The following is a 19,707-nucleotide window of genomic DNA, read 5'->3' on the forward strand; positions in this document are numbered from 1 at the left end:
AAGTGGAAAAATCTCAAGAAGTAAAAGAGAAGATAGAGAAAATTTTAGAGGCGAGGTCTGCATTTTTTGCTGAGCTAGACCGCCAAGTGCCAAAGAAAAATGGCACTGACGTCTTTGACTTTAGCAAGGTCAAAGAGGCTGATCTAAAAGAAATTTACGCTAAATTTTACGCATTTGACTACAACGTAAGAAAGCTCTTGCCTGACGTTTATAAAGCTTATAATGTGAATTTCAATGTCTGAGATACGCTTAAACAAAGCAGCCTATATCCACAATCTAACTAAAATTTGTGACAAAGCTGGCGGAAAAGAAAAAGTGATCGTCGTGCTAAAAGATAACGCTTATGGGCACGGCGCAAGGCTCATAGCTAGTGAGGCTAAGAAATTTGGCATAAAAAACTGCGCTGTAAAGAGCGAGTGTGAAGCAAATGAGATCGCTGATATCTTTGAAAATATCTTGATCCTCTCGCACATCCCAACAGGCGATGAGAGCGCTAAATTTACCTACGCCATAAACGACATAGAGGCACTTTTAAAGATAAAAGAAAATACAAAAATCAACCTCGCCATCGACACTGGCATGCATAGAAATGGGCTTGATATAAGCGAGCTTGATTATGCATTTGAAATTTTAGCCAGAAGAAATTTAGAGCTTCTTGGCGCTTATACGCACTTTCGCGCAAGTGATGAGCTAAATGCTGATTATTTCGTGCAAAGAGAGAATTTTAACGCTGCAAAAGCGAAAATTTTAGCTCTTTGCGATGAGTTTGGTATAAAAAAACCGATCTTTCACTCTCACAACTCAGCCGCCCTTGAAAGAGCGAGTGAGATAAAAGATGAGATGGTGCGCGTAGGCATCGCTCAGTATGGATATGCTCAGTTTAATGGCTCTTTAAATTTAAAGCCAGTGCTTTCACTTTGGGCAAAGCGCGTTAGCAGGCGGGTCTTAAAAAGTGGTCAAAGCGTGGGATATGGGGCTAAATTTATAGCAAAAGATGATATAAACGTCGCTACTTACGATCTTGGATATGGCGACGGACTGCTAAGATACAATGGACTTGGTGAGCTAAGGCTTGCAAGCGGCGAGCTGATACTTGGCAAAATTTCGATGGATAGCTTTAGCTGCAAAGATAGTGGCGAGTGGGTCTGTGTCTTTGAGGACGCAAATGTCTGGGCTAACTTTTTTGACACGATAAACTACGACATCTTGGTCAAACTCTCGCTAAATATCACTAGAAAATTTATATAAAGGTAATATGTGAAAAAGATCGTTTTATTAGCTCTTGTAAGCCTTGCTTTTGGTGTGCAAGAGAGTGAGTTTAAAGTTTATGAGCAGATACTAAATCAGCTTGATACAAAGCAGATCCCAGCCTTTGTCGTCCAAACCGCAAAGCCAAATTTGCCAAGCAGGGTCGATGAGATGATCACGCTAAAAGATGTAAGCAGCGACGGGCTAAACATACATGGTGAGTTTGTCTTAAATGAGACCAAGACAAAGAAACTAAAAGGCTATAACAAGGCTCAAATTTCGGCTTTAAAGGATGAGTTTTATCAAAACGGAAAAGAGGCGCTTTGCAATTCAGGCATGGCAAGAGCTGCGCTAAATCGCGGCATCACGCTAAGTGGTAGCTACGGCTTTGAGGGCAGGCATCTTTTTGATTTGAAGCTGGATAAGAGTAGTTGCGAGTAGCCCTTTTTGCTCTGGTTTTTTGCTCGCTTGCTCTGGCTCTTACGCCAGACATGGCCGCTAAAAATCACGCAACATACTACAAAAAAAAGCTCCCATTTATCTGCACGCCGACGCTAACGCTTAATGATATCTTAAACGTTGGCGACACGCTCATCTATAGATACGCCGTTAAACACGCAAGAAAACAAGAGATCAAAAGGCTTGAAGAAAAAGAGCTTTTGGAATTTATCGAGGCTATAAAAAAAGAGAATTTAAGAACTGCTTGCAAGGACAAAGAAATTTTAAATATGCTAAGCATTGGAGTTAGCCTGGATGAAATTTTCTACTCAGAAAACGGCGAACTAATCTTTGAATACACTATAAAAGATGAAGACTGCAAGAGACTTCAGTGAAATTTGTGGTTAAATTTCAGTTTTTGGGTTTTAAATTTGACTTTTTGCAAATTTTAAATCCTGCTTGTTTGCTTTAATAAATCACTAAATTTGGAGCCGTGATATGAATTTTTACAAATTTTAAAACTTCATTCACTCGCAAGAATTGACTACTGATTTTAGGTTTCGCAAAGCTCTCCACTAAAATCAGAGACGAAATTACTCGTTCATGAAATTTTAAAATTTGTCTGACTTTCTATTGCACAAAACGCATGCAGTGCGAAGCACAATTGCATGCCCCTCTAACGTGCGAGGGGTTTAGGGGATTTAAAAAGGGGGATAAGGGGACGGACTTCATGTCTGCCCTGCAGTTGCGAGCCTGCGAAGCAAAAATCAAGTCCCCTTGTCTCCCTTTTAAATAAAAAGAAATTTAAAGATTTAATCAAGCAGTCTTTACAAATTTTAAAATTCCATTCACTCACAAGAATTGGCTACTAAAATTTGGCTTCGATTAACGCTTAGTTCAAATTTTAGAGCCAAAATTATTCGCTCATGAAATTTTAAAATTTAAACCAAAAAACAAAAAATTTAGCCCAAATTTACTAAGGGCTAAAATTTTACATGCCTCTTTTTATTTCTTGCTCTAGTCTTTGAAGCTCGGCGATCCTGTCGCTAGTGCTAGGATGCGTTCTAAAAAGCACGCCAAGCTTGCTAGTTAGCGAGCCAAATGGATTTACGATAAACATATGCGCGCTTTGCTCGCTTGCGTTTTGCATAACGTAAGAATTTGAGTAGCTTTCAAGCTTTCTTAGTGCGCTGGCTAGCCACTCTGGGTGCCCTGTTAGATAGGCTGCGCCTTTGTCCGCCTTATACTCGCGCTCCCTTGAGATCGCCATTTGGATGACCGTAGCAGCTAGAGGCATCACAACGGCGATGATTAGCATAATTACTGGGTTGGCGTTTCGCTGCGAGTTTTGATTTTGCCCTGCCACGGTGCCTATCTTGGCGAAATTTGCGACCATCGCGATAGCACCAGCTAGTATGGCTGCGACTGAGCCAGTTAGGATGTCGTAGTGCCTTACGTGGCTTAGCTCGTGAGCTAGCACGCCCTCGATCTCGTTTTCATTTAAAATTTTTAAAAGCCCCTCGGTTACTGCAACGGCTGCGTGACTTGGGTTGCGACCTGTGGCAAAGGCATTTGGTACCTCTTCTGGGATGATGTAAATTTTTGGCATCGGCAAATTCGCCTTTTGTGTGAGGCGTGAGACGATCTCGTAAAGGCCGTGAGCGTTGCTCTCATCGACTGGGATGGCGTTATATCTTTTTAGCACGAGCTTGTCGCTGAAAAAATAAGAAAATAGGTTCATGCCAGCTGCCATCAAAAAGGCGATCATCATGCCTTGTTCGCCGCCCACGTAACCGCCAACAGCGATGAAAACTAGCATTAAAGCAACCATTAAAAAAGCGGTTTTGAAAATTTCCATTTTTGTCCTTATTCTTTTATAGCATTTGGCAGGATCGCTGCATCGATCTCAAATTTCGCAAGCTCGCAAAGGCTTGTTTCACTTTCTATCAAAACAGCGATAAGCGCGTCAAATAGGTAGTTTTGCGCAACTTTTGCCAGATCTTTTGCTAGCGTAATATCGGCAATAATAAATTTTGCTCCAGCGGCGTTTGCGATGATAGCTTCGTTGATGTCATTTGCGATGATGCTAAAGCTTGCTCCAGCCTCTAACGCTTTTTTTATCAAATTTCTATCAAATTTAAAGAGATTTTGCCTGCCGCTTGAAATTTCATCTTCGCTTTTGCAAAGAAACAGCGGTTCAAATTTGATAAGCTCATCACCCAAAATTTTCATCTCTCACCCTTTATGCACTCTTTACAGATGTATTTTCCGTCCCTTAGCACCATTTGGTCGATGTCGCTAAAGACGCCGCATTTGCTGCACTCTTCGAAGTTACTGGTGCTTATCTTGTCGCTTTTTTTTCTATTTTTAAAAAATATGATGTAAATCGCAACCAAAATCGCTACAAAAAGCAAGTATTTCAACGTATCTCCCCTTGGTTTTTGAGATTAAAATATATGTAGTTTCTATTTTTTTCATTGTAAATTTGCGCGTCTATGTCTGAAATTTCATCCATGACGCTTGAGCCCTTATAGATGAGAAATTTAGTATTTTCATCATAAAATCCCTCACAAATTTTTATAAGCTCTTTTGTCTTACTAAGCGCCCTTGAGGTGATGAGATCAACTGTAAATTTATCTGCAAGCTCGATCTTTTGGCTATGAACTTCTAAATTTTGCAAGCCAAGCTCGATCTTAGCGTAGCTTAGAAATGATGACTTTTTGGCTATCGGCTCAAAAAGGTGCCACTTAGTGCGTGGCATCGCAAGGGCTAAAAATATCGCTGGAAAGCCAGCTCCACTGCCAACATCGATCGCCGTTTTGGCGCTTAGGTCAAAAATCTCAAGTGGCTTTATGCTATCAAGCACCTGCTCGCTTATATCTTTATAGTTGCTTAAGCTATGAACCTTGTTAAATTTAGCAAAAATTTGAGCGTAAGCCTTTACTTTTTCGTCAAATTCTGCTGGCAAGCAAAGCTCATTTTTCATCACAAGATGTGCCCCATTTGCTCTTTTTTGACCTTTAAGTAGCCTTCGTTAAATTTATTTGGTTTGATGACGATAGGCACGCGTTTTACGATCTTTACTGAGCTTAGTCCGTGAAGTTTTAAAGGGTTATTTGTGAGTAAATTTACCTCTTTTATGCCGTAGTGATTTAGGATAAAATCAACCACTTCGTATGTCCTCTCATCGGCCTTAAAACCTAGCTGGTGATTAGCCTCAATGGTGTCAAAGCCCTTGTCTTGGAGGCTATAAGCGTTTATCTTGTTTAAAAGCCCGATATTTCTGCCCTCTTGACGCAGGTAGATGACCATGCCGCCATTTTCTTCGATATATTTTAGGCTCGCTTCAAGCTGGTCGCGACAGTCGCACTTTAGGCTCCCGATCGCATCGCCAGTTAGGCATTCGGAGTGAATTCTAAGATTTACTACTTCGCTTAGAGGCTCTTTGTAGATCACAAGGTGCTCTTTTGCCCCTTCTTTGAAGGCTTGAACCTTATAAGTGCCAAATCTTGAGGGTAGATTTGCGGCGTTTGAAATTTCTATTTTCATTTTAAATTTACTCCAACTGTGCTAAACTAGCTAAAAATCACGCATTTTAACAAAGAAAAGGCAAAAATATGTTTAAACGTTTTAGAAGATTAAGAATAAATCCAGCTTTAAGAGAGATGGTAAGAGAGACTAGCCTTAGCGTAAATGACTTCATCTATCCGCTCTTTGTTGTCGAGGGCAAAGGCGTTAAAAACGAGATCGCTTCGATGCCAGGCGTCTATCAAATGAGTATCGATGAAATTTTAAAAGAGTGCGAAGAGATAGTAAATTTAGGCATAAAATCGATCATTTTATTTGGCATACCAAGCCTAAAAGATAGCGTTGGCAGCGACGCACTAAGTAGCGACGGCATCATCGCAACTGCGCTTAGAGCTATAAAAGATAAATTTCCAAATTTAGTAGTCGTCACCGATCTTTGCTTTTGCGAATACACAGACCACGGCCACTGCGGCATAATCGACCACGTGCATAACACGATCGACAACGACGCAACGCTTGAAATTTCAGCTAAACAAGCTTTGATACACGCTCAAAATGGCGCCGACATGATCGCACCAAGCGGTATGATGGATGGTATCATCGCAACGCTAAGAGAAACACTTGATAGCAATGGCTTTGAGAATTTACCAGTGATGGCTTACTCAACTAAATTTGCTTCAGCTTACTATGGACCATTTCGTGACGTAGCGCAAAGCGCACCAAGCTTTGGCGATAGAAAGAGCTACCAAATGGACAGCGCAAACCGCCTTGAAGCTATAAATGAGAGCTTGCAGGACGAGGCACAGGGTGCAGATATCTTGATGGTAAAGCCAGCGCTTGCCTATCTTGACGTCGTTAGAGAGCTAAGAAATTTAACACTTCTGCCACTTTGCGTCTATAACGTAAGCGGCGAGTACGCACTGCTAAAAGCTGGCGCAAAAGCTGGCATCATCGACTATGAGCGCGTTATGATGGAGACCTTGATCGGCTTTAAAAGAGCAGGGGCAAATTTAATCATCACCTATCACGCAAAAGAAGCGGCTAAAATTTTAAGGGGCTAAGATGAGGCACTTTTTGACGCTAAATGACTTTAGCAAAGATGAAATCGAGCAGATGATAAATTTAGCTCGCAAAATCAAAAAAGAGGCGAAGGCTAGAGAATTTAAGCCATATCTTAAAGATCAAAAGCTTGCGATGATATTTGAAAAAAGCTCAACCAGAACTAGAGTGAGCTTTGATGTAGGTATGCATGAGCTTGGTGGATACGCGCTATTTTTAAGCAAAAATGATATACAAATAGGCCGCGGCGAGCCAATCCGTGACACCGCTAGAGTGATAAGCAGGATGTGTGACATGGCGATGCTTAGGGTTGATCGTCACGAGACACTAGAAGAATTTGCTAAATTTTCAAGTGTGCCAGTGATAAATGGCTTAAGTGATAAATTTCATCCAGTGCAGCTCATGGCGGATTATCTAACCATGCTTGAATTTAGCACAGGAGAGAAGGTCGCATACGTAGGAGACGGCAACAACATGACCCACTCGTGGCTCATGCTAGCAAGCAAACTAGGCCTTGAGCTAAGAGTGGCTACGCCAAAAGGCTATGAGGCGGACGCTGAAATTTTAAAAATGGCTAATGAAAACGCAAAAATTTCAGGGGCTAAAATTTTTATCACAAATGATATAAAAGAAGCGGTAGATGGTGCCGATGTAGTGACTACGGACACTTGGGTATCGATGGGGCAAGAGGCCGAGAAAGAAAAGAGGCTAAAAGACTTTGCTGGATACTGCGTGGATGAAAATTTGATGAGTTTAGCTAAAAAAGATGCGATATTTTTGCACTGCTTGCCAGCTTACAGAGGCTACGAGGTGAGCGAGGCGGTCTTTGAGAGGCACGCGGATGAAATTTTTAGCGAGGCGGAAAATAGACTTCATGCCCAAAAAGGTGTGATGGTCTGGTTAGATGAGAGAAGAAGATGAGTGAAGAGAAAAGTATATATGACGAGATAGATGAGATCGGTAATAACCTTGGGCTAAGTAGCCCTGAAAAGACGGTCTTTGAGATAGTTTCAACGAAAAATCCAAACGAGCATATCTTAAATTTAAAAAGTGGCTCTTGGGACTCGAAAGAGCCGTGGTTTGGCATTGATGAAAATCAAAATTTACACACGGTCATTTCAGTACAATCGCTCTCAGCTTTGATAGAGGCCTTAAAAGAGTCACAAAAAGAGAATTTTGACCTGAGGCTTGAAAAGACGATCTGGCAAAATATACCGGTTGATTTTAGCGATGTTTGGGTGGTTGCGATGGATGAGATCAAAAAGATCGCTCACGATAAAAAGAGCAGGCAGTTTAACATAGATCTTGAAAAACTAGTAAAAAATATCAAAAAAGAGCATCCAAATTTATTTGTAGATATAAAAGAGATGATCCAAATGGCAAGGAGCAGGGCAGATGATTGATTTTAGTGCGTATGTGAAGTATTCAAGGCCAGGGCCAAGATATACGAGCTATCCGACAGCACCGGAGTTTAGTGATAAATTTAGCTATGAGGCTTACGTAAAAGAGCTTGAAAACCGCGATAAAAAAAGGCCGCTTTCGCTTTATTTGCACTTGCCATTTTGCAGGAGTGCTTGCTATTTTTGTGGCTGTAACGTCATCTACACGAGCAAAGAGGACCGCAAAGAGAGATATATAAGATATATAGAAAAAGAGCTTGAAATTTTGGCTCGCCACCTAGATACAAGCACCGAGGTCTTGCAGATGCACTTTGGTGGCGGCACTCCGACATTTTATAACGCGGCTCAACTTGATGAGATTATCAAACTTATCAAGGCTAAATTTAAAAATTTCTCAAAAGAGGCTGAGATAAGCTGCGAGATAGATCCGAGATTTTTGACAAATGAGCAGCTTGATGTGCTCATATCTCACGGCTTTAACCGCATAAGCTACGGCGTGCAAGATTTTGATGAGAAAGTGCAAAAAGAAATTCATAGAATTCAGCCTTATGAGATCACTCAAAATGCCGTAAAAATGGCTAGGCAAAAGGGCATAAAATCAATAAATATGGACCTGATCTACGGCCTGCCGTATCAAAGTCTGGAGAGCTTTAAAAAGACGCTTGAGCTTGCTCTTACACTTGATCCTGATAGGCTTGCAGTATTTAACTACGCTCACGTGCCGTGGATAAAAAAGTCGATGCGTAAATTTGATGAGACAACCTTGCCAAATCCAGAAGTAAAGCTTGAAATTTTAAAATTTACAGCTGAGTTTTTAACTAAAAATGGCTACAAAATGATAGGCATGGATCACTTTGCAAAGCCAAATGATGAGCTTTTTGGCGCTTTGGCAAATGGCACTTTGCATAGAAATTTTCAAGGATATACGACAAAGGGTGGCGCTGATCTTATCGGCATAGGCATCACAAGTATTGGCGAGTGCAAAAGACACTACGCGCAAAATCATAAAGACATGGACGAGTATGAAAAAGCGATCGATAGTGGAAAGTTGCCATACGCAAAGGGAATTTATCTAAGCGATGAAGACTTGCTTAGAAAAAGTGTGATCATGAGTTTGATGAGTAATTTTGGGCTTAATATCAAGGCAGTCGAGAATGAATTTCATATAAATTTCTTTGAACATTTCAAAAGTGAGCTTGAAGAGCTAAAGAATTTAAGTGAATTTGTCGATGTTACGACAGATAAAATCAGCGTAAATGAGACAGGAACGCTGATAATACGAAATATTGCAATGTGTTTTGATGAGTATCTTAAGAAAATTCCAGAGAATTTAAGGCGATTTTCTAAGACGATATAAAAATTATTTTTTTGTCATAAGGTATTTAAAATACGTTTAATATTTCTTGGTGTATAATTCGCACTAAAAGTCGAGCCAAAGCTTGACAATAAAAAGGTAAAAGGATCTAGTTATGAAAAAGATGTTAGCAATTAGTGCTTTGGCCGCAGCAACGTTGCTGTCTGCTCAAGATGTCCCTTATAGGATTTTTCTAGCTTCATTCGCTCAAGATGATAGCGCTGCTAGAATCGATAGTGCTGTTAGCAAAGTAAACAGCAAAATATCAGATAGCAGACTAACTACTGGCGTTTATGAAGTTGGTGGAAGAAAGTTTTTATATGTTGATACAACTCCAGTTTCTGAAAATGAAGCTAATGAGTTGTTAGCTAAAGTTCAAAATGAGTCAGGTTATAAAGATGCTTTAATGAGAGCTAAGTCACCTGTAACAAATGCTCAGTCAGCTAAAAAATCTAATATAGAGCAAACTATATCAGCAGAACCTAAAGCAGCAGCTACAGCACAAGCTGATGATAGTGTATTGACTTTGGATCAAGTTGTAAAAACTATTTTAAATGAAAATCCAAGCTTAAAAGCTACAGAATTTAACTACTTACAAGTAGGCAAAGACCTAAAAATAGCTAAAAATGCTTACTATCCAACACTTGATGCAGCAGCTAGAGTAGGATATGAGAGAAAACGTCTTGATGATGGTCTTACAACAAGAAGAGGCGATGGCAGAGTATCTGGCGCATCTTTAACTTTAGTTGAAAACCTTTATAATGGTGGTGCTGATAAAAACAGAATCAACTCTCAAAGCGCAAGACTTGACTCAGCTGCTTACACAGTAGCTCAAGCTGCAGATAGACTAACACTAAGCGCTGCAAATGCTTATCTACAAGTTCTTCAAACAAAGAGAATTCTTGACATTGAAGAAGAAAACGTAAAAAGCCATGAAGAAATTTATAGCCAAATCAAAGATAGAGCAAGATCAGGTTACGGCGTAGCTTCTGAAGAGAGACAAGCTGGATCACGTTATACTTTGGCTCAATCAAACTATATAGCTGCAAAAAATAACTATGAAGACGCGCTTTCTACATTTGAAAAACTATATGGAAGAAAAGTTGCTGCTAAAAACCTAGTAATGCCTGAATTTAACCTGCCATTACCAAGCACTAAAGAGGCTGTTTATGACAAAGCTGTTCTTTGTAACCCAACACTTCTAGTTCAAAGATCAAACATCGCTATGGCAGAGTCTGTTGTAAAAGAGAAAAATGCACCATTCTTACCAAAACTAGATCTTGTTGTGTCAGGTGCTTATGATCACTCAAATGTTTTATATGATGATTATGAGGAGCAAACATTTGATGCTCTTTTAAGACTAAACTATAACCTTTACAACAAAGGTAACGATAAGCTAGATAAAGAGAAGAGCCAACTTGCTGTTCAACAAGAGCAACAAACTATGGACAACCTTGTAAGAGAGCTTAAAGAATCTTTAGAGTTCTCATGGCAAAACTATGTTCTTAACCAAGAGAAAATGGGATATCTTAATCAACACGTTGAATATGCAAAAGCTACTCTTGATGCATACCAAGATGAGTTTAGAATCGGTCGCCGCGACCTTATCAACCTACTTGATGCAGAAAACGAGTACAACACAGCTTTAAAAGAGATAGCTACAACTGAGACTGCACTATCTTATGCAAAATATAGATTGCTAGATAACATGGGTATGGTTTCAGATAGTTTTGAGCCAGGCTTTGCTAAGAGATATATTCAAGGCGCTTGCAGTATTCAAAACGACTTAAGATAAAAATTTAAAAAGTGATGACCATGAGGGTCAAAACAAAATTTTGGACGCTTACTTTAAGCGTCCTTTTTTCGTTATTAGCATTAAATGCTGTCGGGGATTTTGTAAAACAAACAACGATAGCAAAAGTGGCTAAAATTTATGGAGAAGATGCAAGAAGAAGGGCATCGGCATTAAATTCTTTAATGACTTCATTGCAAGATGCAACCGAACAAGAGAAATTAATAAAAGTAAATGATTTTTTTAACTCTTTTAGGTGGGTTGATGATATGCAACTTTGGCATAAAAAAGATTACTGGGCTACCAGAATGGAATTTGTAGGAAAAGGCGCGGGTGACTGTGAAGACTACGTTATCGCAAAGTATTTCACCCTAAAGCAACTTGGAATTCCAACTCAAAAATTATACTTCACATACGTTAAAGCCTTAAGATATAACCAAGCACATATGGTTTTGGCATATTATGATACACCAAAGTCTATTCCATTAATTTTAGACAACATAAATGGTAAAATAAAAATCGCAACTCAAAGAACAGACCTTGTGCCAGTTTATAGTTTCAACGGTGATTCGCTATACTTGGCAAAACAAGAAGGTCTTGGTCAGGCAATACCAGGTGGAAATAAAAAACAAAATCCTAAGTGGATGGAACTAATAGATAGGATAGGAAAAGAGGATTTATGACGCTATTTAAACAGATTATGATCGCTGTGATAGCTTTTGGCATCGTGATTTTTATGGCTGTTGGCTACTTAAATTTTAAGAGCCTAAATGGATACATCAACGATCAGCTCGGTGAAAACGCAAGGCACACAGCAAACTCACTTGGACTTGCTTTAAAGCCGATTGTTGATCCTGAGGATATGTCTTTGGCACAAACGATGATAAATTCTATGTTTGATAGCGGCAGATACAAGCTCATTAAGCTTGAAGATGTCGATGGTAAGGTGCTTATAGAAAATTCTCAACAAACTATTGTTAAAGATATCCCTGAGTGGTTTTATAAGATCGCTAAATTTGAAGCACCAGTAGCAACAAGTGAGATCATGACTGGCTGGGCAAAATTTGGCACACTCTATGTTCAAGGTAGCACGGCACTTGCTTACAATGAGCTTTACTCAAACTCAAAAAATATTTTTAACTTTCTAGCTTTAATGATCATCATCGCTCTTATCGTGGCATTTTTCGCCCTAAAAGCGATATTTAGACCACTTGTTAAGGTGCAAGATCAAGCTGAAGCGATACTTGATAATAAATTTATCATTCAAAAGAGAATTCCATTCACAACCGACCTTAAAAAGATGGTGCTCGCCATGAACTCAATGGTTAGCAAGGTTCAAGACATCTTTGAAAGAGAGGCGGCTACACTTAGCAAGTATCAAGAGCTTTTATATAAAGACTCTATGAGCGGCACTTACAATAGAAGATTTTTTCAAACTAAATTTAGTGAGTATTTAGCGAGTGAAGAGTATTCAAGCGGTGTTGCTTCGCTTGTTAGCTTTAAAGATCTAGCAGGGCTAAAAGGCGTTCTTGGCTTTGAAAAATGGCAAAGTGTCATCATAAAAATAGCTCAAATTTTACAAGAAAAATCAACCGAAAATGACCAAAATGCGATCGTTGCAAGGCTAAATGACAACGATTTTATCTTGCTTTCTTACGGTAAAAACTCATCAAATTTCTCAGCTTTAGACGATAAGATCATGGCTGAGTTTAAAAAACTCTATGCAAATTTCTCTATAAACGATAGCGAATGCCCAGTCAATGCTGCTATTGTCGAGTACTCGCCAAGCACTGACATGAGGACGCTACTTACATCAGCTGACGTCACTTTGGCTAGTGCAAGACTGGCTGGCTGCTTTGCTTGCAAAGAATTTAATGCAAATCAAAACACCCTAGTCATCGGCAAAGAGAAATACAAAGAGCTTATCTTTGACTCTATAAAAGAGGATAAATTTAAATTTGCAGCTCAAAAAGTAGTTGGTTTTGACTCAAACTTTGAGCAGTACGAACTCTATCTAAGGCTCGTTGATAGTGAGGGCAAATGGCGCATGGCATCATACTTTATGCCAATGGTAAATGAGCTAAATTTAGGTGCGATGCTTGATCTTCATATCCTAAATAGGATCGCTAGAATTTTGCCTGAAAATATCTTGCCTCAAGGAAGCTTGGCGATAAATTTAGGAAAAGAGATATTAAGTTCGGATGAAAATTTCTCAAAACTTGAAGCCACGCTTAAAAAAATCGCTCAAATTTCAAAGTCTAAGAACTATATAGAAATTCCAAACAAAGACGATATTAGTATCGAAAGTATAGTTAGACTTACTAAAAAATTAAAAGAACTCGGCTTTGGTTTTGGATTTGACCACTTTGATCTTAATGCAAAAGGCATTGAGAAGTTAAAAGAATTTAATCCAGACTACGTAAAGATCCAGTCGAGCGTCTTAATCGACTTTTTAAGTGATAAATCAGGAGCAAATACAAAACAATCACTAGATGTTGTTTTAAGCTCAAAAGATATCATATTGATTGCGATTGGTGTTGAGAGTGAAGAGCAAAAGAGTAAGCTAATTGAGCTTGGCATTAAAAATATGCAAGGAATTTACATAGATGAAATCAAAAATATTGGATGATAGATGCATAGCGATAAGATAAAAGACGAACTGCTTCAATGTTTGGTGATCTTTACTAAACTTCACAACAACCCATATAGTGCCGATGCTTTGACTATCGGTCTGCCTGTAAAAGATGGCGAAGAGATCGAGCTTTTTTCACTAAAGAGCTCGAAGTCTTTATTCTCTCGTGCAGCTTCACGTGCTGGCTTTGCATCGACGCTTGTCAGAAAAGACCTTGATCAAATTTCACCTTTAGTTTTGCCTTGTATCTTGATGCTTAGAGGCAAAAAAGCTTGCATCTTGCAATCTTTCAGCGAAGACAAAAAGATGGCAAACATCATCACGCCTGATCTTTCAACTGGCACTAGCACGATAGAAACAAGCAAGCTAAAAGATGAGTATCTAGGCTATGCTTACTACCTAAAACGTGAATTTGTCCCAGAAGATACAAGCTCGACAAAGCTTATCGACGCTGGCAATGATCACTGGTTTTGGGGCACTTTAAAGCGCTCTAAGAAAATTTACTTTGACGTCGTGATAGCAAGCTTTATCATAAACTTATTTGTCCTTGCAAGCCCGCTCTTTACGATGAACGTCTATGACCGCGTTGTGCCAAATAACGCAGTTGAGACACTTTGGGTTCTAGCGCTTGGCGTGAGCGTCGTTTATGGTATCGATCTATTTTTAAAATTTGTTCGTTCATATTTTCTTGAGATCGCAGGCAAGAAGAGCGACATCATTATGAGCTCTATCTTGTTTGAGCGCGTAATGGATATGAAATTTAGCAATAAGCCAAAGTCAGTTGGTTCATTTGCTAGCAACCTGAAAGAATTTGACACAGTTAGAAATTTCTTCTCATCTGCGTCGCTTGCTGCCATTGTGGATCTACCATTTGCATTAATCTTCTTGATAGTTACCTACTTTATAGGAAGCTATCTTGTGCTTGTGCCTATCGTTATCATGATAGCTATTTTGTGCTACACATTTTTTATAAAAGACCCACTTCAAAATGCTATCAAGAGCACATTTGAGGCTTCAGCTATGAAAAATGGAATTTTGATAGAGAGCCTTAGCAGCTTAGAGACCATTAAAACTCTTGGTGCTAGCGGTCACGTGCAGTGGAACTGGGAAGAGGCGACTGGCGAGATAGCAAACAGAAGCATCAAATCAAAAATAATCACTACTTCAATCACGACCGTGACTTCATTTTTGGTGCAGTTAAACACTATCGCCATTATCGTTCTTGGCGTTTATATGATACAAGATACGCATCTTACAATGGGTGGTTTGATCGCTGCTGTTATGCTTAGCTCTCGTGCGATCGCTCCTATGGGTCAAGTAGCCTCTCTAGCTGCAAATTTTGAGCAGACAAAGACAGCTTATCAAAGCCTTAGTAAGATCATGCAGATGCCAGTTGAAAGGCCTGAGGGCAAGAAATTTGTTAGAAGAAATTCTTTTGATGGCAAGATAGAGTTTAAAAACGTTAGCTTTACATATCCAGATACTACAAAAGGCTCACTTGATAGGATAAATTTTGTCATTCAGCCAGGTGAGAAAGTAGGCATCATCGGCAGAAATGGCTCTGGTAAGACAACCTTACAAAAGATAATCCTAGGTCTTTACGCACCGACTGAAGGCTCAGTGCTAATTGATGGTATAGATATCAACCAGATAGACCCAGCTGACCTTAGAAGAAATATCGGCTATGTGCCACAAGATGTTGTGCTATTTAAAGGAACAGTTAGAGAAAATATCGTTCAAAAAGCTCCTTATGTCGATGATATGCAGATCATTAAAGCTGCTAAGGTAAGTGGCGTCGATGAATATGTCAATGCTCACCCACTTGGTTTTGATATGCCAGTATTTGAAAGAGGTGATGGCATTAGTGGCGGTCAGCGTCAAAGTATAGCTGTGGCTAGGGCATTTTTGCTAGATAGTCCTATCATCTTGCTTGACGAGCCTACAAATTCATTAGACAACACAGTTGAGAGCAAGCTAAAAGCAAATTTAAAGGTAAATACCGTAAATAAAACTATGATTTTAGTAACTCACAGAACATCGATGCTCGATCTTGTTGATAGGCTCATAGTGATGGATAACGGCAAAATTTTACTAGATGGTCCAAGAGACGAAGTTTTAGCTAGACTTAGTGGGAAGTGATTATGCAAGAAGATATAAAAAATCAACAAAATGAAAATTTAAAGCCAGACGAAAAGCCAGTTCAAAAAAGCGACATAAAAGATCAAGAGAGCGCTGGAGATCAAATTTTAAATAGCGTAGATGGGATCAAGTCAAACATCCAAGCAAAAAACTACGATGCTTATGACTTGAAATTTATGTCAAGCCTCTCAGAAGCAGTTTTGGCAAAAGCTCCATCAACCTCAAAAAAGATACTTTATGCAGTTAGCATAACTGTATTTTGGCTACTTCTTTGGGCTTCGTGGGCACAGATAGATGAGATAACAAGAGGTAGCGGCAAGATCATCCCATCAGGCAAAAACCAAGCGATACAAAACCTTGAGGGTGGTATCGTGGATCAAATTTTTGTAAAAGAGGGCGATGAGGTTAAAAAAGATCAAATTCTAATCAGGCTTGATAACAAAAACTTTACAAGTAGCTACGGCGAGTCAAAGCTAAGACTTGATGAGCTTCAGGCTAAATTTATGAGGCTTGATGCTGAAGCTAATGATAAAGAATTTGACTATAATGAAACAAGAGATGCGAACAATAGCAAGGCTATAAAATACGAGATAAGCTTGCATAACTCAAACATCGATCACTTAAATGAGCAAATAGGAATTTTAACAGAGCAAATTCACCAGCGCCAAAGTGAGCTAACCGAGCTTAGAAACAAAATTTCTCAAACTCAAAATAGTTACAATCTTGTCTTAAAAGAGAAGGCGATCATGGAGCCTATCTTTAAAAAAGGTCTTGTTAGTGAGGTCGAGTATATCCAGCTTCAAAGACGTGTAAATGACCTAAAGGGCGAGCTTGACGCATCTGTGCTTGCCGTGCCAAGGGTCGAATCAACCATAAAAGAGGCGAAGAATAAGATAGAAGAGGCAAAGCTGGCGTTTAAAAACAATGCAAAAAAAGAGCTAAACGAAGTCTCTGCTGAGATCGCAAGGATAAACGAGTCGCAAATCAGCCTAAGCGACAGGGTTGAAAGAACTTACGTAAGATCTCCGGTAAATGGTATCGTTAGTAAGATGATGGTGCATACAGTTTCTGGCGTCATCAAGCCAGGTGAAAATATCGCTGAGATCGTCCCACTAGAAGATAAGCTCATCGCTGAGGTAAAGGTTAAGCCAGCTGATGTTGCGTTCTTAAGACCTGGACTTGATACGATGGTTAAATTTACGGCGTATGATTTTAGTATTTATGGCGGCTTAAAAGGTAAAGTAACGCAGATCAGTGCCGATACCGAGACAAATGAAAAAACAGGCGAGAGCTACTATCTAGTCAGGATAGAAACTGAGAAAAACTATCTTGGTAGCGAAGAGAAGCCGCTTAGGATCAAGGTTGGTATGATAGTTTCAGCTGATATCATCACTGGTAAAAAGACGATACTTGACTATCTGCTAAAACCTATCTTAAAAGCAAAACAAAACGCTTTAACGGAGCGATAATGCAAAAGTCAGCTAGCTTTGAGCGAAATTTTAGCGAATATCAAATTTCAAGAGCGAAGTTGGCTGATGAATTTGTCATTGTAAATGATGGCAAAATATGCGATCTAATCGGAAGAGGGGTCGTTAAATTTCTCTTTAAAGACTGTGAAAAAAGCTTTGATGAGATGATAAATTTAAAAAGAGAAAATTGTATAAATTTATCTGGCGTAGAAATTAAAGATGAGCTTATAAAGAGCATCAAGATATCTATTAGCGGCTACGATGAAAGCAGCGATAGCTTGGACTTTGATCTAAATTTACTATCTCTTAGTGTGCCATATAGATATGCCATATCAAATGGTTGTTTTGAGATGAGTATCTTTTTAAAAGAGGGCAAAGAAGTGGTTGAGAAATTCTTATCCACTTTTAGTTATAAATTTGAGGCAAATAGTGGCAAGGAGCGCTACGTGATAGTATTCGTAAATGAGTCAAAAATTTACGAGCAAACCTATATGTGATATAAGGAAATATGGTTATGAATGTGGTTTTTTTTACTCAAAATGGTTCGCTTAATAATCTTTGGCGAGGGTATTTTTCAGATGAAGATGTGAAATTTACTCACAATAAAAAAGATTTTTTTGCAAATTTAAACGACGAGGTTGATATCGTCGGTATCGATACAAACGCTTTTAAAGATAGCCTTGATGAAAATATTAAAACCATTCATGAAACTTTTCCAAATATAAAATGTCTAATCCTTGCAAACGAACCAAAATTTAGTGAAGGCAAACATCTGCTGGCTCTTGGTGTCAAAGGATATGCAAACTCACACATGAGAAAAACTCACTTTGAAGATGCCTTTGAGACGATTTTAAATGGCAAAGTTTGGCTTTATCCAGAATTTATCCAAGCGATGATCGGAGAGCTAACTGGCTCTTATATAAATAATGAAAGTGAAACTTTAGAGAAAAAGTCTGATCTAAGCGAGCTTAGCTCACGTGAAAAAGAGATCGCAAACTTAATCTACCAAGGTCTAACAAACAATGAAATTTCAGAGCAAATAGGCATTACTTTAAGGACAGTAAAGGCACACACTACGTCGATTTATAGCAAACTAAATGTGAAAGATAGAATAGGTCTTGTACTTTTGATGAAGCAGCTACATGCGTAAAATTTTGCTTCTTTTTTTTGTCTCTTCTCTTTTTGCAAATAATTTTGAAATTTCTCCAAAAAATATATCTCAATGCAAAAATCAAATTTGCAAAAATATCCTAAATCACTATGCAAATTTTATGAAAAAAATAGAACACGAAAGCCTTATCAGAAAGCTAGAGCTCATAAATTCATACTTAAATTCTTTGATGCCAAGATATGATGATTTTTACAATACAAATGTAGATGTGTGGAGCACTAGGGGTGAGTTTTTAAGGCGAGGTGGTGGAGACTGCGAAGAGTACGCGATATCAAAACGTGATAGCCTAAAAGATCTTGGCGTGGATAATCAAAAATGCCTTCTAGTCGTTCAGGAAAAAAATACAAAAAAATATCATATGGTGCTAGCTGTTTGGGAAAATTTAAACAAAGAGCCTTTGATACTGGATAATCTAAGCTTTAGAGTTTTGCCGCTTTCGAAGCGCTACGACTTGGTGCCAGAGTATTGCTTAATGGATGGGAAATATTTTAAGATAAAAAAAGATGGCATAAATTTGGAGCCAGTGAATATAAGAATGCAAACTTATGAAAATTTGATAAAAAAGGAAAAAGAAGAGAAATTTTGGAAGAATTAATCTTCCAAGTCAATGTCTATTTTTTCAACATTTGTTGTAATATCTTTAGTATTTTTCTCAATGTTGTGTTTATTTTTCTCGATTAGTGATCTGTTTTGACCTATAAGGTCTCTATTTTCTTTGATACCATCACTGTTTTGCTCGATCATTTTGCTTAGTGTCGCTATCTTTTTTTCATAGCGGATCATTAAGAAGTAGATCACATAAATTAGCAGTAATATCACCGCCCAAGGTAAAAATTGCATATTAAATCCTTTGTAATTTTTCGTAATTATAGAAATTTTAGCTTTTAAAAAAAATAAAATTATAAAAAATGAAATTTTATATATGTAAAATTTATCTTTGATTTTTGGTAAAAGTGGCTCAGATTAATGGGCTATTTTTGAAATTTTTGTAAATTTTATAGATTTATGATTGCAAAAAATTAGATAAAATATTTTTCAAAATCTTCTTGACTTTTATTTTATTTTGGGCTATAATTGCCACTTCACAAAACAGGTGCTGGTGTAGCTCAGTTGGTAGAGCTACTGCCTTGTAAGCAGTGGGTCGGCGGTTCAAGTCCGTTCACCAGCTCCATTTTGTAACAGTGTTTGACCAGAAAATACCAAAATAACTTATTAATGTTTAAGGTGAGATACTCAAGCGGCCAACGAGGGCAGACTGTAAATCTGCTGACTATGTCTTCCGTGGTTCGAATCCACGTCTCACCACCATTGTTATGCGGGAGTAGCTCAGTTGGCTAGAGCATCAGCCTTCCAAGCTGAGGGTCGCGGGTTCGAGCCCCGTTTCCCGCTCCAAAATTTGGGAAAGTAAACTGGGAGCTGTATCTAGATTTTACTAAACACAGTTATTCCATCTTTATTTTCATGAATTTTTAGTTGT

The 19,707-nt window shown here is 38.6% G+C and carries 22 protein-coding genes and 3 tRNA genes; 19 read left to right on the forward strand and 6 right to left on the reverse strand.

Features of this window, described 5'->3' with window-relative positions:
* Nucleotides 1-2 precede the first annotated feature (2 nt).
* Genes cmeU through F3G98_RS03755 form a run of 4 tightly spaced genes read left to right on the forward strand, consistent with a single transcriptional unit; the run spans nt 3 to nt 2,081 of the window.
* Nucleotides 3-242, forward strand: a complete 240-nt coding sequence (gene cmeU / locus F3G98_RS03740; protein WP_004317595.1) for a CmeU family protein — start codon at nt 3-5, stop codon at nt 240-242.
* Nucleotides 235-1,248, forward strand: coding sequence for an alanine racemase (locus F3G98_RS03745; protein WP_103608468.1), 1,014 nt, complete (start codon nt 235-237; stop codon nt 1,246-1,248). Before cmeU ends, F3G98_RS03745 begins: the two co-directional genes overlap by 8 nt.
* 9 nt (nt 1,249-1,257) lie before the next feature.
* A complete protein-coding gene (locus tag F3G98_RS03750; RefSeq protein WP_103608467.1) occupies nt 1,258-1,689 on the forward strand; it encodes a peptide deformylase in 432 nt (143 codons plus the stop codon).
* The gene (locus F3G98_RS03755; protein ID WP_149722909.1) at nt 1,680-2,081 is read left to right on the forward strand and encodes a flagellar protein FlaH; all 402 of its coding nucleotides are present in this window, start codon (nt 1,680-1,682) and stop codon (nt 2,079-2,081) included. Before F3G98_RS03750 ends, F3G98_RS03755 begins: the two co-directional genes overlap by 10 nt.
* 596 nt (nt 2,082-2,677) lie before the next feature.
* Here the strand turns inward: F3G98_RS03755 and htpX are convergent.
* Genes htpX through ribA form a run of 5 tightly spaced genes read right to left on the reverse strand, consistent with a single transcriptional unit; the run spans nt 2,678 to nt 5,235 of the window.
* Nucleotides 2,678-3,544: a zinc metalloprotease HtpX gene (htpX, locus tag F3G98_RS03760; RefSeq protein ID WP_149725759.1), complete on the reverse strand. Its 867-nt coding sequence runs from the start codon at nt 3,542-3,544 to the stop codon at nt 2,678-2,680.
* A gap of 8 nt (nt 3,545-3,552) precedes the next feature.
* Complete coding sequence (locus tag F3G98_RS03765; protein WP_149725760.1) at nt 3,553-3,918, reverse strand: hypothetical protein; 366 nt, start codon at nt 3,916-3,918, stop codon at nt 3,553-3,555.
* Nucleotides 3,915-4,109, reverse strand: a complete 195-nt coding sequence (locus F3G98_RS03770; protein WP_009294554.1) for a hypothetical protein — start codon at nt 4,107-4,109, stop codon at nt 3,915-3,917. The genes F3G98_RS03765 and F3G98_RS03770 overlap by 4 nt, the downstream gene beginning before the upstream one ends.
* A complete protein-coding gene (rsmG, locus tag F3G98_RS03775; protein ID WP_103596747.1) occupies nt 4,106-4,672 on the reverse strand; it encodes a 16S rRNA (guanine(527)-N(7))-methyltransferase RsmG in 567 nt (188 codons plus the stop codon). The genes F3G98_RS03770 and rsmG overlap by 4 nt, the downstream gene beginning before the upstream one ends.
* Complete coding sequence (ribA, locus tag F3G98_RS03780) at nt 4,672-5,235, reverse strand: GTP cyclohydrolase II (protein WP_012001491.1); 564 nt, start codon at nt 5,233-5,235, stop codon at nt 4,672-4,674. The genes rsmG and ribA overlap by 1 nt, the downstream gene beginning before the upstream one ends.
* A 68-nt stretch (nt 5,236-5,303) precedes the next feature.
* Here ribA and hemB point away from each other — a divergent pair, with 68 nt between their 5' ends.
* The 12 genes from hemB to F3G98_RS03840 all read left to right on the forward strand — a co-directional run bounded on the left by hemB (nt 5,304) and on the right by F3G98_RS03840 (nt 18,825).
* Nucleotides 5,304-6,275, forward strand: a complete 972-nt coding sequence (gene hemB / locus F3G98_RS03785) for a porphobilinogen synthase (protein ID WP_103611162.1) — start codon at nt 5,304-5,306, stop codon at nt 6,273-6,275.
* A gap of 1 nt (nt 6,276) precedes the next feature.
* Nucleotides 6,277-7,194 carry an ornithine carbamoyltransferase gene (gene argF / locus F3G98_RS03790; protein ID WP_103611163.1) on the forward strand — a complete coding sequence of 306 codons (918 nt, stop codon included), beginning with the start codon at nt 6,277-6,279 and terminating at the stop codon, nt 7,192-7,194.
* The gene (locus F3G98_RS03795; RefSeq protein WP_103611164.1) at nt 7,191-7,676 is read left to right on the forward strand and encodes a DUF2603 domain-containing protein; all 486 of its coding nucleotides are present in this window, start codon (nt 7,191-7,193) and stop codon (nt 7,674-7,676) included. Before argF ends, F3G98_RS03795 begins: the two co-directional genes overlap by 4 nt.
* Nucleotides 7,669-9,030 carry an oxygen-independent coproporphyrinogen III oxidase gene (gene hemN / locus F3G98_RS03800; RefSeq protein ID WP_103611165.1) on the forward strand — a complete coding sequence of 454 codons (1,362 nt, stop codon included), beginning with the start codon at nt 7,669-7,671 and terminating at the stop codon, nt 9,028-9,030. The genes F3G98_RS03795 and hemN overlap by 8 nt, the downstream gene beginning before the upstream one ends.
* A gap of 112 nt (nt 9,031-9,142) precedes the next feature.
* Nucleotides 9,143-10,822: a TolC family outer membrane protein gene (locus tag F3G98_RS03805; RefSeq protein ID WP_103596751.1), complete on the forward strand. Its 1,680-nt coding sequence runs from the start codon at nt 9,143-9,145 to the stop codon at nt 10,820-10,822.
* A gap of 20 nt (nt 10,823-10,842) precedes the next feature.
* A complete protein-coding gene (locus tag F3G98_RS03810; RefSeq protein ID WP_149725761.1) occupies nt 10,843-11,502 on the forward strand; it encodes a transglutaminase-like cysteine peptidase in 660 nt (219 codons plus the stop codon).
* Nucleotides 11,499-13,448: a bifunctional diguanylate cyclase/phosphodiesterase gene (locus F3G98_RS03815; RefSeq protein ID WP_149725762.1), complete on the forward strand. Its 1,950-nt coding sequence runs from the start codon at nt 11,499-11,501 to the stop codon at nt 13,446-13,448. Before F3G98_RS03810 ends, F3G98_RS03815 begins: the two co-directional genes overlap by 4 nt.
* Nucleotides 13,449-13,451: 3 nt before the next feature.
* Nucleotides 13,452-15,590 carry a type I secretion system permease/ATPase gene (locus tag F3G98_RS03820; RefSeq protein ID WP_021085509.1) on the forward strand — a complete coding sequence of 713 codons (2,139 nt, stop codon included), beginning with the start codon at nt 13,452-13,454 and terminating at the stop codon, nt 15,588-15,590.
* A 2-nt stretch (nt 15,591-15,592) separates the two neighbouring features.
* On the forward strand, nt 15,593-17,059 hold the full coding sequence (locus F3G98_RS03825; protein WP_149725763.1) for an HlyD family type I secretion periplasmic adaptor subunit: 1,467 nt from the start codon (nt 15,593-15,595) through the stop codon (nt 17,057-17,059).
* A complete protein-coding gene (locus F3G98_RS03830; RefSeq protein ID WP_149725764.1) occupies nt 17,059-17,556 on the forward strand; it encodes a DUF5416 family protein in 498 nt (165 codons plus the stop codon). Before F3G98_RS03825 ends, F3G98_RS03830 begins: the two co-directional genes overlap by 1 nt.
* A gap of 17 nt (nt 17,557-17,573) precedes the next feature.
* On the forward strand, nt 17,574-18,209 hold the full coding sequence (locus F3G98_RS03835; RefSeq protein WP_149725765.1) for a response regulator transcription factor: 636 nt from the start codon (nt 17,574-17,576) through the stop codon (nt 18,207-18,209).
* 121 nt (nt 18,210-18,330) lie between these two features.
* Nucleotides 18,331-18,825, forward strand: coding sequence for a transglutaminase-like cysteine peptidase (locus tag F3G98_RS03840; protein ID WP_223231303.1), 495 nt, complete (start codon nt 18,331-18,333; stop codon nt 18,823-18,825).
* Here the strand turns inward: F3G98_RS03840 and F3G98_RS03845 are convergent.
* Entirely contained in the window at nt 18,822-19,070 is a 249-nt protein-coding gene (locus F3G98_RS03845) for a hypothetical protein (protein ID WP_002941090.1), read from the reverse strand. The two genes, F3G98_RS03840 and F3G98_RS03845, sit on opposite strands and share 4 nt — an antisense overlap.
* A gap of 255 nt (nt 19,071-19,325) precedes the next feature.
* On the opposite strand from F3G98_RS03845, the gene F3G98_RS03850 reads away from it, so the two are divergent.
* The 3 genes from F3G98_RS03850 (at nt 19,326) to F3G98_RS03860 (ending at nt 19,622) form a co-directional block, all read left to right on the forward strand.
* Nucleotides 19,326-19,401: transfer RNA gene (locus F3G98_RS03850), tRNA-Thr, on the forward strand.
* Between the two features lie 52 nt (nt 19,402-19,453).
* A tRNA-Tyr gene (locus F3G98_RS03855) sits at nt 19,454-19,538 on the forward strand.
* A gap of 7 nt (nt 19,539-19,545) precedes the next feature.
* Nucleotides 19,546-19,622 (forward strand) — tRNA-Gly (locus tag F3G98_RS03860).
* Nucleotides 19,623-19,707: the final 85 nt, after the last annotated feature.

The sequence above is a fragment of the Campylobacter concisus genome, from assembly GCF_902460895.1.
In the GTDB taxonomy this organism is placed as follows: domain Bacteria; phylum Campylobacterota; class Campylobacteria; order Campylobacterales; family Campylobacteraceae; genus Campylobacter_A; species Campylobacter_A concisus_BC.

What these genes read in the sequence shown, in the direction of transcription:
- F3G98_RS03825 (WP_149725763.1), top strand. Translation starts at nt 15,593, where the DNA reads ATGCAAGAAGATATAAAAAATCAACAAAATGAAAATTTAAAGCCAGAC.
- F3G98_RS03765 (WP_149725760.1), bottom strand. Translation starts at nt 3,918, where the DNA reads ATGAAAATTTTGGGTGATGAGCTTATCAAATTTGAACCGCTGTTTCTT.
- F3G98_RS03745 (WP_103608468.1), top strand. Translation starts at nt 235, where the DNA reads ATGTCTGAGATACGCTTAAACAAAGCAGCCTATATCCACAATCTAACT.
- F3G98_RS03845 (WP_002941090.1), bottom strand. Translation starts at nt 19,070, where the DNA reads ATGCAATTTTTACCTTGGGCGGTGATATTACTGCTAATTTATGTGATC.
- F3G98_RS03820 (WP_021085509.1), top strand. Translation starts at nt 13,452, where the DNA reads ATGCATAGCGATAAGATAAAAGACGAACTGCTTCAATGTTTGGTGATC.
- F3G98_RS03795 (WP_103611164.1), top strand. Translation starts at nt 7,191, where the DNA reads ATGAGTGAAGAGAAAAGTATATATGACGAGATAGATGAGATCGGTAAT.
- F3G98_RS03840 (WP_223231303.1), top strand. Translation starts at nt 18,331, where the DNA reads ATGAAAAAAATAGAACACGAAAGCCTTATCAGAAAGCTAGAGCTCATA.
- F3G98_RS03815 (WP_149725762.1), top strand. Translation starts at nt 11,499, where the DNA reads ATGACGCTATTTAAACAGATTATGATCGCTGTGATAGCTTTTGGCATC.
- hemB (WP_103611162.1), top strand. Translation starts at nt 5,304, where the DNA reads ATGTTTAAACGTTTTAGAAGATTAAGAATAAATCCAGCTTTAAGAGAG.
- rsmG (WP_103596747.1), bottom strand. Translation starts at nt 4,672, where the DNA reads ATGAAAAATGAGCTTTGCTTGCCAGCAGAATTTGACGAAAAAGTAAAG.
- F3G98_RS03830 (WP_149725764.1), top strand. Translation starts at nt 17,059, where the DNA reads ATGCAAAAGTCAGCTAGCTTTGAGCGAAATTTTAGCGAATATCAAATT.
- hemN (WP_103611165.1), top strand. Translation starts at nt 7,669, where the DNA reads ATGATTGATTTTAGTGCGTATGTGAAGTATTCAAGGCCAGGGCCAAGA.
- ribA (WP_012001491.1), bottom strand. Translation starts at nt 5,235, where the DNA reads ATGAAAATAGAAATTTCAAACGCCGCAAATCTACCCTCAAGATTTGGC.
- F3G98_RS03810 (WP_149725761.1), top strand. Translation starts at nt 10,843, where the DNA reads ATGAGGGTCAAAACAAAATTTTGGACGCTTACTTTAAGCGTCCTTTTT.
- argF (WP_103611163.1), top strand. Translation starts at nt 6,277, where the DNA reads ATGAGGCACTTTTTGACGCTAAATGACTTTAGCAAAGATGAAATCGAG.
- F3G98_RS03805 (WP_103596751.1), top strand. Translation starts at nt 9,143, where the DNA reads ATGAAAAAGATGTTAGCAATTAGTGCTTTGGCCGCAGCAACGTTGCTG.
- F3G98_RS03835 (WP_149725765.1), top strand. Translation starts at nt 17,574, where the DNA reads ATGAATGTGGTTTTTTTTACTCAAAATGGTTCGCTTAATAATCTTTGG.
- htpX (WP_149725759.1), bottom strand. Translation starts at nt 3,544, where the DNA reads ATGGAAATTTTCAAAACCGCTTTTTTAATGGTTGCTTTAATGCTAGTT.